The organism is Bacillus sp. B2-WWTP-C-10-Post-4, from assembly GCF_009183805.1.
GTDB lineage: Bacteria > Bacillota > Bacilli > Bacillales > Bacillaceae_G > Bacillus_A > Bacillus_A cereus.
On the sequence record NZ_WEII01000126.1, the window covers coordinates 1 to 10508 of the forward strand.

Sequence of the window (10508 nt, forward strand, 5' to 3'; positions counted from 1 at the left end):
CTATAAATCCTACTAAACAAAAAAATAAATATACAATAAAGTATATTTATTTTTTCTTATCCTACATATTTTCTATGCAAATTAATTCCAATAACTAAAGTTGATAATAAAAATATAATATTACCAATCACTAATGTACTCATAACAAGAATTGAATAATATAGTATTAATACTTCTGCACCTACTACCTATTTTATTTATTGGATATTTATACTTCAAAAAAAATTACACATCATTTACAATTAGGATACATACCCAAAATATCATTTGAACATGTTATTATATTTTAAGATAATATAAAATCAGTTTTTCTATAAGAGAACTTAATTTTTATGTAGTACGAAATTGTTAGTAATACAGTATATACTAATTTAGTTATAAAAACATTTAAAGACCACCTATTTCCATAAGTGATCTTTCTTTGTGATTCTGTATTTGTGCACTACTGTAGAAATATATCGTAGAAACGCTTTGTTTGCTAAATGTTTAGTTCTTTCCATTTACTAAAAAACATAGCTTCATACACTTAATATCATATTCGTTACATTGCAAACTATTATTTTGTCTTCTGTACAGGCAAACTACTAAAAATCAATTCAGCAACTTTTACATATCCTTTTGAGTTTGGATGAATTAAATCCTTAGACCAAAGCGTATTGTCATTAACTAAATGATGATTCCAAAAATCAACATGATGAAGCTTATACTCTCTGCTCAGTGAATGTATAACTTCATTTGCCTCTAATAATTGTTCTTTTATTTCTTGTTTTTTTTCAGAAGCAAAAGGAAGCCTAACTGTAAAATCAGGAAGGTTTGCTATAATAATATCAGCCCCTGCTTTACTTAATGTATCTATCATAAATTCCATATCGTTCTTATATACATCATGATTCCAACGTCCTTTTAAAACATCGTTTGCCCCTGCAATGAGACTAACCAAATCTGGATTAAAAGTTAACGCCTTTTCCAATTGCTGCAAGCGAATTTCTTCAGTTACTAACCCACGCTTTGCAAAATTGGCATATTCTATATCTTTTTCACACAGTTGAACAAAATGATCTACCCAGCTTTTTAATGCAATTCCCTCAACTTCATCCCCTATCCCCTCTGTAAAACTATCACCAATTGCTACAAATCGCTTCCACATATGTATTCCCCCTTTATTTTTAAACATATCTATACTATACAATAGCTCACACCGTAATTGTTATTTCTAAGTGGTTTTCGATTTCAATTATATTCCACTTTACTATATTTACATTTAGAATCCAAAATTGACCGATTCCCAAGTATACTAAGGAATCGGTCATATTCGTATATTTACTAAAGAAATAAAATCCCTCTAGGACTTATACTTTTTTCAAAAAATTTGTTGTTCTTTGTTTTGCCCAGTTGATACATTTCTTTTCGATTACATGATACGAAACTATAGAAAAAAGTAGTGTCATTGCAATGCACAAAGTAAGAAGAAAAAATTACACCCTGACATTCCAAGCTATCCACATAAGAATCTATAGTGCTTTGAAACCTTTTGTTTCAAACTAATATTTAGTTGTATCCTATAAAATTAGCTTTTTACTATATCAATCGTACGATCCCACATACCACTAAAAAAAGATCCTGTTTTACGTATAAAACGTGTAAGCCAATTTGCTTGTTCCACATCAGATTTTGTTACAAGGTCTATTTGTAATGAATTACCTGATAAGAACCCAGGATCTGTATTATCTTTAGACGAGATAATCATTTTACTAATTGTTACACCTTTTTTAATAGGCGCTTCTTGTTCCGTATTCGATACTTTAAATTCTTTTTTATAAATGTCTTTATTGCCCTTCGGCATTGGAAGTGAAACAGCTTGCTTCGTTTGAACTACTACATCTTTGTCTTTTGCATTTGCCACTCGAACTGTTTCATGTCCTTTTATTACTGAATCTTTTCCGTAGACATTCTTCACTTCAAAATTCGCAAATCCATAATCGTATAATTTCTTTGTTTCATCAAAACGTGCCGTATGAGATTTTGCTTTTATCACTACAGAAATTAGGCGCATACCATTTCTTTCTACTGTACCAGTGAAACAATCTCCCGCTTCTGGAGTCGTTCCTGTTTTCAAACCATCTACACCTTCATATTGCTTAATTAAACCTTTTAACATCCAGTTAAAGTTCGCCATATCAATTGGATATTTACCACCCTCTTGGAATGTTTTTTTAGGAATTTTTGCTGTATTTAATATTTGGGGAAAATCTTGAATAAGACGTTGTGCTAAAATTGCACAATCCCTTGCAGACATTTTATTTTTCTCGTCTAGAGTTGTCCCTTCTAGGTGATATCCTTTTAAATCTTGATTTGTTAAGCCGGTAGAGTTTACAAACTTATAGTCTTTCATACCAAACTCTTTTGACTTATCGTTCATCATTTTTACAAAATTGACCTCTTTACCAGCAATCTGTTCAACTAAAGCAATTGTTGCACCATTTGCAGAGTAAATTGCCATTGCCTCATATAACTCTTTTACCGTATAAGAGCCACCATTTTCTAATGGAACATTTGATAGTGAACGATCTTGCGAAATCTTATGTGCATATTCAGAGATTTTAACTTTTTGATCCCATTTAAGTTTTCCTTTATCCACCGCTTCATGAACTAAGTATTCGCTCATCATTTTTGTCATACTAGCAATTGCCAATGATTCATCTGCATTTTTTTCATATAAAATTTTTCCAGAATTTGCTTCTATTAAAATTGCTGACCCTGCTTCAACGTCTATAGCAGGATCTGTTTCCGCTGCTGCTTTTCCAATTGTAACGACCATGCTACAAAATATTGTAAGCACTGTTACTATTGCAATAACTCTATTGCAAAACATACCTTTCACTTCTGTTACCTCCAATTTCTTTGTACTTAAAAAAAGCGTTATTCTAACATAATCCCGCAAAAAATAGAAAGTGTTCTCAAATTGTATATACATATAAAACGTTAGAATCGCTTTCATATAGACCATCTCATCCGACATTTTCAGGTGCGCTAATACTTTGTATTCCCACACATATCCTTATTTTTAATCCCCTTATATTTTTCAAAATGATTCACACTTTCATATTTTTTTAGGATTACAGTTAATAGACAATCTAAATAATACATTTGTTCCACATTTACAAAAAATAAAAACTACACCCTATACTGGATGTAGTTTTTCTAACTGATTTATTTATTTTTCACTTCATTTTTATAAAAAGCAAATAATGGTTCGATGGATGGACTAGATAACAGCGGAATTGCCTTCTCAATCAATTTCCTATCCCAATCAAACCAACGCATTTCCATTAACATGTTTATTTCTGTATCAGTGAATCGTTTCTTTATTTCCTTAGCAGGATTTCCACCAACTATTGTATACGGCGGAACATCTTTACTTACGACTGATCCTGCAGCAACAATTGCACCTTCACCAATAGTAACGCCAGGCATTATTATAGCATTCATTCCAATCCAAGCATCACTTTTAATGACTGTATCTCCCTTAGGTTCATATGATTGTTTAATTTGCTCAGCGAATGGATATACTGTAATCCATTCTGAGTGATGATTATGATTACCACCCATTAAAATGACTACCCCGCTTGCTATGCAAACATAATTCCCAATAATGAGTTTGTCAAGGTGCCATCCCATCTGTTCAATTGGATTGAACAGTGCTTGGGACTTAGCATCTCCCCACAAATACCTTACACAGCCATCTTCAAAATTTTGATGACTATAATAGCCTGAATAATAGGAGTACTCTCCTACTTCAATGAGTGGATTTGTTACTATATCTTTTATATACTTTGTTTCTGACCAATGATTAAATAATGGATGCTTCATAACTTTATTCCTCGCTTCTAAGTATTATATATATTGCTATTTGCTTAGAAGCTTACTACGACTGCTACATTTTTTAGCTTTCTCAAACGACGAATCATTATCTTCAAGCCTTTCTTTTATACTATAAAAAAGCATAACGCAATACATTACACTAGTCAAATTGTGTAATTTTGAACACATCTTAAACAGCGTAATACTGCAATAGGAACATGAAAACACTCTAACTTTGATACAAATAATATATTGATTACATTTAGTTCATATTTTGTAAAAAAATCTTAATTGCCATGACAAAGCAAACAATAACCACTATTGGTCGTATTAATGCCGTCCCTTTTGTAAGCACCATCTTCGCCCCAATATATGATCCTATTATTTGACCAAGCATCATAATCAATCCAATTGTCCAATCGATTTGGCCAAAAATAATAAAATACAACAAAGCAGCGAAATTACTTGTAAAGTTCAAAATCTTAGCATTTGCAGTCGCCCGTGTAGCACTATATCCACATAAGAGAATGAATGCTAAAGCAATTAAACTACCTGTTCCTGGGCCGAAGAAACCATCATAAAATCCCAGTAACGGAGCCACTGTTAACGCAAACAACAACATACTTATTTTTCTCGGTCGATCTTCGTTTGCTATATTTGGAGATAATAGAAAATAAATGCCAATAAAAACAAGTAAAAAAGGTAATATCATAATTAGATATTCTGCTCGTATCTGTAAAACAAGCCATCCACCGAAAACTGATCCAAAAAAGGTCATTAAGATGGACAAACGCATTTCTTTAAGATTAATTTCTTTCTTCTTAATAAAAAACACTGTTGCCATGAGAGTTCCGCTACTCCCTTGCAGTTTATTAGTTGCTATCGCTACAGAAGGAGACATACCTACTAATAACATTATCGGGATAGTTATCATACCACCGCCTCCAGCAATTGTATCTATCCATCCTGCTAATACAGCTACTAAAAATAGTAGTATGAGTAATTCAATAGTAAAATCCATACAAAGAATATGGGAAGACTTGAGCTATTATACCCCAAACCTCCCCATCGTCCCTCCTCTCTTTAAACTAGTTAATAATATCTGTAAAGTAACTTCCTTTCTGATCACGTAATCGGCTGGAAACGTACTGCCTGCAAACAATTCTTCTTCCGTATTTATTATTTCCAATCGGGATTTTATATTCTTCCTCAGATAATCTTTCCCTACCATGAGTTACATTTGTTTGTTTACCATAGTATGAATTTGGTATAAGTAATAAATCTTCAGATGTAAGTGGAACCTTATAAGTAGGCGTTGTTCGTAAGAGTTCTAAAAACATGTCAAATTTCAATTTTTCTTCTTCACTTTCTCCCACATAAATCAATCTATTTTCTGCTCCATTCAAACAAGTTGCAATAATATCACCATTATCATCTAAAAATATAATTTGGTTTATTTCCCCTACAAATCCCGATATTTCACCATCAGCCATTCCTGCGATATGAGCAATAGGCATTTTACTTATCGCCAATATGTCATCTTTACTGAAGTGATTTTCTTCAAGATGCTTTTGAAGTAATTTTGGCGTTCCAATATGAGTTTGAGTTTTTAAATTTAACACTCCTTTTAATAAAAGAGCATCAACTCTAGTAAATTTGCCACAAGTAATTTCAGACACTATTCGTTCCACGGATTTATTAAGTCTATTTGATACAATTTCTAAATTTGTATTGAATGTATTCAATCTCGCTTCAATATCTGACTGGTCTTTCATATCTGTATACACTGTGGCATCGTTATGTTGATAAAAGTTCCCGCCACCGGTGCTTGCACCGACATTTCGCAAAACTTCATCGTTATTTAAAGGCGAAATGAGATGAAATCTATTTTTCCCAGCATGTTCGGATGGGTGAATTAAAGCATCATAATTAAAAAGTGTGGCAAAAAGCCATGTGACCCATTCTGCATAAAAATATTTTTTCATTCTATCGTGTTCGTCTTCACCATAATTAAAACCTCTGCGATTTTCCCCAGGTAATAGTGTTTCTATAGGGTCACATGGAGTATTTTTAATAAGAATAGGCGGTACGTTCCCGCCACAATTCGCTATTTTTATCATATGTAGTAGGTTTTTCACATCTGAATTCGGATTTTTCTTTGAATAGTCAATCAAACAATTAAGCCACTCTTTTGAAAAATATGCTGCTATTTCTTGATCACAAGTATAAGGATTATGAGTTTTTAATTCATTTTCTATCAGATTCTTCATTTTATCCTTCAATAGATTCGGAATAGTAATTTCTTCAATTTCTGTAATCTGCAGTATTCCTTTATTCATTATAAAACCTCCGTTGTTTTATTTTTTACACCCTATCTTCATTAAACAAACTATCCACTTCTTTTTTACTCCTTTACTTTTCGTCAGAGCTATTAGAATTACCGATTTACAAATAAAAAACATGGAGTATAAGAGATTTCTTCTTAGCTACATTTCCCCCACGAACCTCTATTGAATTGACAAATTTAATTTGAAAATCTGATTCATTTTCATACTTTACTTTCAAACTATGTTTATATGATTTTCAATTCAAGTAAGAGTATTTCATTTTCTAAAGTTTTCCTAATTTTAAAATCAGAATTTTCAATACAACTATGTTAACATTAAAAATATAACACGAAACCAAAAAATGTAAATGAATAGTTTTTTCTAAAAAATAGTCAGACTATTTACAAGGTAATTCGTATTCCATTGAACCAACTACGGCCCCTCAATTTTATTGATAACAATAAAAAAGCCCCCTAAATGAATAGAGGACTTTTTCCAAGTATATTCTATTTTAAAGTTCTTACTTACCTTTTACTTTAAAAGATATTGCTGTAACTTCTTTATTAACAGTTCCATCCCGTTTGGACTTACAATAATCTTCCCATTCGCTAACGAAATATTGCTGTCTGAAATATCTCCTGTAAGTGCACAAGCTCTTGGAGATTGATATTTTCGTAAAATAATCTGATCCTCTTCTATAAACATTTCAAGAGAATCTTTTTCTACAATTCCTAAACTCCGTCTTATTTCCATTGGAATAACAATACGCCCCATACTATCTGCTTTACGAGTAATTCCTCTTGATTTCATAAAATGCCACCCTTTATATTTATCTAATATTACGGTATTCATTTTAGCAATAAACAACAATTAGGAATAGTTCGTATTACAGTACTTTTTTTAGAAATAAATAACAATTAGGAATAGTTTATGTTAAAATTCTTTCTTGTTTATTCTTGATTTTTAATATATTTTTCCTTGATCATTTTTATATATTGTTTTCTTTCAGTTAGTTCAAATATAAATAATGCTTTTTTCCAGTTATAAACAACATCTTCTACATTGTGTTGTTTAATCTTTAATAAAAACCGACCTTTTAAATAGAATAGTTCACCTAATAGGTATAAAGTATTTAGATTAATTGCTAATTTGATGCCCTTATCAATGTAATTTATTGCCTCTTCATGTTGATATGTGAAGGCCAAAGATTTTGCTAAATTTAAAATGATTTTTAGTTTAATTTCTTTATTTCTAGGAAAATCTAACTTATTAAAATTAGTTAAACATCTTCTTAATATCGTAATACTTTTTTCATATTCTTTATTTTCCCCATGAAATATAGCCATTGTCTGCATAATATGTATTTCTCTTTCTGATAAAAAATCAGAATTGGTTAAAGTTAGTTTTAATGCATGATTTAAAAGAGTTAAAGCAGTTTTGGTTGATCTACTTACCTCAAATATAGCAATTGCTTCATGCCATATTAGAAATTGTTTCTCTTCATTTGTTTGAAAGTTATTTAAGTTTTTCTCTTTTTTTACTATTTCATAAAGTTCTTTATATTGTTTTTGTTTTAAGCAATCTTTTATTACATATTTTACATTTTCTACGTATTTAATTTTTTTGTTTTGAGTTAGTGCAAATATATTATTTGGATCAATCCCAAGTCTTTCTGATAATTGATATAACAATATGCTAGATGGATAAATCACACCTTTTTCGATTTTGCTAATTTGACTTTGTGAACAAATTCCATGACACAATTCGGATTGTGATATGTTTTTTTTTATTCTAAGTTCTTTAATGGTAATACCCAAATCGTTAAATTCCATTTTTTCACCTACTATTTAGCACTGTATTAGTATAAGAGCTTTCTCTAACTTTTAATGTAATGTAAAATTAATATATTTACAATTATTATTTGTTTTAAAGGAATTACCATTTCCATAGGATGGTGAGGCTTTTATTATGTACAAAAAAAGACACCCTAAGGTGCCTTCCTCCGACTTGAACCACGTTCATTTAGTATAAACTTATCCGTATTATCCCTTTGTTATACGTGTAAACACACCCTATAAAACAGAATCGTCTATATACACCAGATTGTTAGTTTACAAAGTACAAGAGATTTGAGATCAGTATTAGAGTGACGCGACACCTTCCATAATGATTGGTATGTTACGCCTTTCAAAAGAATCTGCTTTATAGAATGTATCCACGTTTATTATTTTACTATATATAAGATTCATTCGGTGTATTTTTTTCAGATATGTATAATTGCATAGAGTTGATGGGAAAATCAGAGTATAATTTGGATTGTGTAATAAAGATAAGGCCCACCTACGGAAATAGGTGGGTTTTTGTTGGGTATTACTATCTCATTGCACACAAGGGAATTTCTATTAAAATCATAGCATATTTTTATAGCTCTTATATTGAGAAATAAAGAAAAGACACCCAAATAAGAGTGTCTTTTCCCTTAGTATTTTAGCAGAAGCAACTGCATCCAATAATGATTAAAAGTATAAAGAGTACAACGAGTAAAGCAAAAACGTACTATTCTACATTATCTGAATTAAAGGTAGCTACGCAAAATGGAAGTATTCCTGATCTTGTAAAGAAAGGTATTGTAGATCGAGAAGGAAATGGATTTACTCCAGGTGATGATGATACATTTTATGTAATGTTCACATTCGTAGATAGCGGTGAAGACCAAAATGTATTTCAGGGGAGATGCATTGAAATTACATTGGGCGTTTAATTCCATGCAAGCAAGCGGTGAAGAAAAGTAAGTGTAATAATTTGTATACTCTATGTTTAAAACTGTAACAAGAAGCATAAGATGGCCGTTTTGATCAACTTATTCCTTTTTAGTTTGCGGCCAACGTATGCTTCTAATATGTATACAACAAAAATAACAACTAGCGCCTCGTAAGAGGTGCTAGTTGACGTGAAATTCGTTATTGATACTGAAAAAGGATCTTTTTTTAAAAAAATCTGGCCCATTTTTATATTAAGTGTAGTTTTTTCTATACTTAATTAATTTTATATACTGAAATAAATTATTTGTTAAATTTTTTTATCTACCACCAAATCCAGGTTGCATAGGGGCAACTTGGGGGAACATGACCCCACCACCGGCACCACCAGGTGAAAGTTGAGAAGCTGCAACTGGCGCTAATCCAAGACTAACATTTCCACCAACTACATTAGGGAATACAATTGTAACCACTTCGTTCCCCATTTGATTAAAAGCTACTCTAAAAATAAAAACACGCGTTCCTGCTTGAAGTTGTTGACCATTAGGTAAAATAACAGACTGAGGAAGAATATGAAACTGACCTACTAAATTTACAAATGATTGTTGTCTGGGATTATTTGTATAATCATATGAGTATTCATCATAATTTTGTTGATACATAAACTTTCAGCTTCTTTCTATTTTAAATTTTAAAGGTTATATAAACCTATATATTCATTGGGCTTTTTTATAGTAACTAGACAATAATACTAATTTTAATAAAGAGGTTTCGCCAATAAAATATGAATTTCGTATGTTAAGAAAGCTTCTTAAACGACTGTTCTTGGTTTTTATTAAGAAATCTTTGTTATATCAGGGGTTAAAAACAATCATTTTCTTTATATCCTTTAATCCGTATGTATGAAATTTATCATAAAATAATGGCAAGCTTATGGGTTAATAATTAATACATGGCCAACGTATGCTTTCGACCCCGTTAAATAATTAGGTAATCATCTACAAAAAGAAATGTTTTTTGGCCAATTTATGGGTAAAGTGACAAAAACGTATAGTATACAATTAAAAGAACTTTTTCAAAATTTGAGGAGTTTATCGTGAATGGTAAAGCTCTTCATAAATATATGGGTGAGAAAACTGATGACAATTTCTCTTTTAAAATACATCGTAAAATATATTTTACGATGTATTTTGTTGTATGTTGGAGAGTGGAGAGTATAGGAGTATTAAATAATTGTTCAGCTTTTGAGATGCCTTGAGGGAATTTAGCACCTTACGCTAGCTTTGCTGCTTTCCTGGCCCCTTTAGCCTCCAGAAGTCCTAATCTAGTTATGTATTGGGGAAACGGTGAAGAAATAGAATCTTTAGTTGATAGTGAATTTTTATCTTAATGTGGAAGAAAAACAGTTTTGGAAGGTGCTCAATTTTATACCATAGTCTAAAGAGTTAGCTACTCATTTTGATGTTGTAGCTATTGAAGATCTAAATATGAAAGGAATGTCGCAAGCACTTCATTTTGGAAAAAGTGTCGCTGACAATGGTTGGGGTATGTTCACTTCTTT

Annotated in this window: 8 protein-coding genes and 4 pseudogenes; 2 read left to right on the forward strand and 10 right to left on the reverse strand. The window is 31.1% G+C overall.

From position 1 onward, the window contains the following. Positions 1–556: 556 nt before the first annotated feature. The 9 genes and pseudogenes from GBN78_RS26080 to GBN78_RS30760 all read right to left on the reverse strand — a co-directional run. Positions 557–1147, reverse strand: coding sequence for an SGNH/GDSL hydrolase family protein (locus GBN78_RS26080; protein WP_003313192.1), 591 nt, complete (start codon positions 1145–1147; stop codon positions 557–559). A gap of 202 nt (positions 1148–1349) precedes the next feature. Continuing rightward, positions 1350–1475: pseudogene (locus GBN78_RS26085) on the reverse strand (acyltransferase family protein); the annotation flags it as partial. 92 nt (positions 1476–1567) lie between these two features. Beyond that, entirely contained in the window at positions 1568–2881 is a 1314-nt protein-coding gene (locus GBN78_RS26090) for a D-alanyl-D-alanine carboxypeptidase family protein (RefSeq protein WP_000677705.1), read from the reverse strand. A gap of 329 nt (positions 2882–3210) precedes the next feature. Then, positions 3211–3870 carry a CatB-related O-acetyltransferase gene (locus tag GBN78_RS26095; RefSeq protein WP_000682538.1) on the reverse strand — a complete coding sequence of 220 codons (660 nt, stop codon included), beginning with the start codon at positions 3868–3870 and terminating at the stop codon, positions 3211–3213. 253 nt (positions 3871–4123) lie between these two features. Continuing rightward, entirely contained in the window at positions 4124–4882 is a 759-nt protein-coding gene (locus GBN78_RS26100) for a TSUP family transporter (protein WP_000347986.1), read from the reverse strand. Between the two features lie 67 nt (positions 4883–4949). Then, complete coding sequence (locus tag GBN78_RS26105; protein WP_074626408.1) at positions 4950–6200, reverse strand: hypothetical protein; 1251 nt, start codon at positions 6198–6200, stop codon at positions 4950–4952. 519 nt (positions 6201–6719) lie between these two features. Further along, positions 6720–6998, reverse strand: coding sequence for an AbrB/MazE/SpoVT family DNA-binding domain-containing protein (locus tag GBN78_RS26110; RefSeq protein WP_000842216.1), 279 nt, complete (start codon positions 6996–6998; stop codon positions 6720–6722). A 140-nt stretch (positions 6999–7138) separates the two neighbouring features. After that, positions 7139–8020: a helix-turn-helix domain-containing protein gene (locus GBN78_RS26115; RefSeq protein ID WP_152127863.1), complete on the reverse strand. Its 882-nt coding sequence runs from the start codon at positions 8018–8020 to the stop codon at positions 7139–7141. Between the two features lie 655 nt (positions 8021–8675). Further along, a pseudogene (locus GBN78_RS30760) lies at positions 8676–8738 on the reverse strand (YjcZ family sporulation protein); the annotation flags it as partial. 10 nt (positions 8739–8748) lie between these two features. On the opposite strand from GBN78_RS30760, the pseudogene GBN78_RS26125 reads away from it, so the two are divergent. Beyond that, a pseudogene (locus tag GBN78_RS26125) lies at positions 8749–8980 on the forward strand (TasA family protein); the annotation flags it as partial. A gap of 287 nt (positions 8981–9267) precedes the next feature. Here the strand turns inward: GBN78_RS26125 and GBN78_RS26130 are convergent. After that, on the reverse strand, positions 9268–9609 hold the full coding sequence (locus GBN78_RS26130; RefSeq protein WP_098405739.1) for a hypothetical protein: 342 nt from the start codon (positions 9607–9609) through the stop codon (positions 9268–9270). Between the two features lie 774 nt (positions 9610–10383). On the opposite strand from GBN78_RS26130, the pseudogene GBN78_RS31275 reads away from it, so the two are divergent. After that, a pseudogene (locus GBN78_RS31275) lies at positions 10384–10508 on the forward strand (RNA-guided endonuclease InsQ/TnpB family protein); the annotation flags it as partial.

What these genes read in the sequence shown, in the direction of transcription:
- GBN78_RS26080 (WP_003313192.1), bottom strand. Translation starts at nt 1,147, where the DNA reads ATGTGGAAGCGATTTGTAGCAATTGGTGATAGTTTTACAGAGGGGATA.
- GBN78_RS26115 (WP_152127863.1), bottom strand. Translation starts at nt 8,020, where the DNA reads ATGGAATTTAACGATTTGGGTATTACCATTAAAGAACTTAGAATAAAA.
- GBN78_RS26110 (WP_000842216.1), bottom strand. Translation starts at nt 6,998, where the DNA reads ATGAAATCAAGAGGAATTACTCGTAAAGCAGATAGTATGGGGCGTATT.
- GBN78_RS26130 (WP_098405739.1), bottom strand. Translation starts at nt 9,609, where the DNA reads ATGTATCAACAAAATTATGATGAATACTCATATGATTATACAAATAAT.
- GBN78_RS26100 (WP_000347986.1), bottom strand. Translation starts at nt 4,882, where the DNA reads ATGGATTTTACTATTGAATTACTCATACTACTATTTTTAGTAGCTGTA.
- GBN78_RS26095 (WP_000682538.1), bottom strand. Translation starts at nt 3,870, where the DNA reads ATGAAGCATCCATTATTTAATCATTGGTCAGAAACAAAGTATATAAAA.
- GBN78_RS26105 (WP_074626408.1), bottom strand. Translation starts at nt 6,200, where the DNA reads ATGAATAAAGGAATACTGCAGATTACAGAAATTGAAGAAATTACTATT.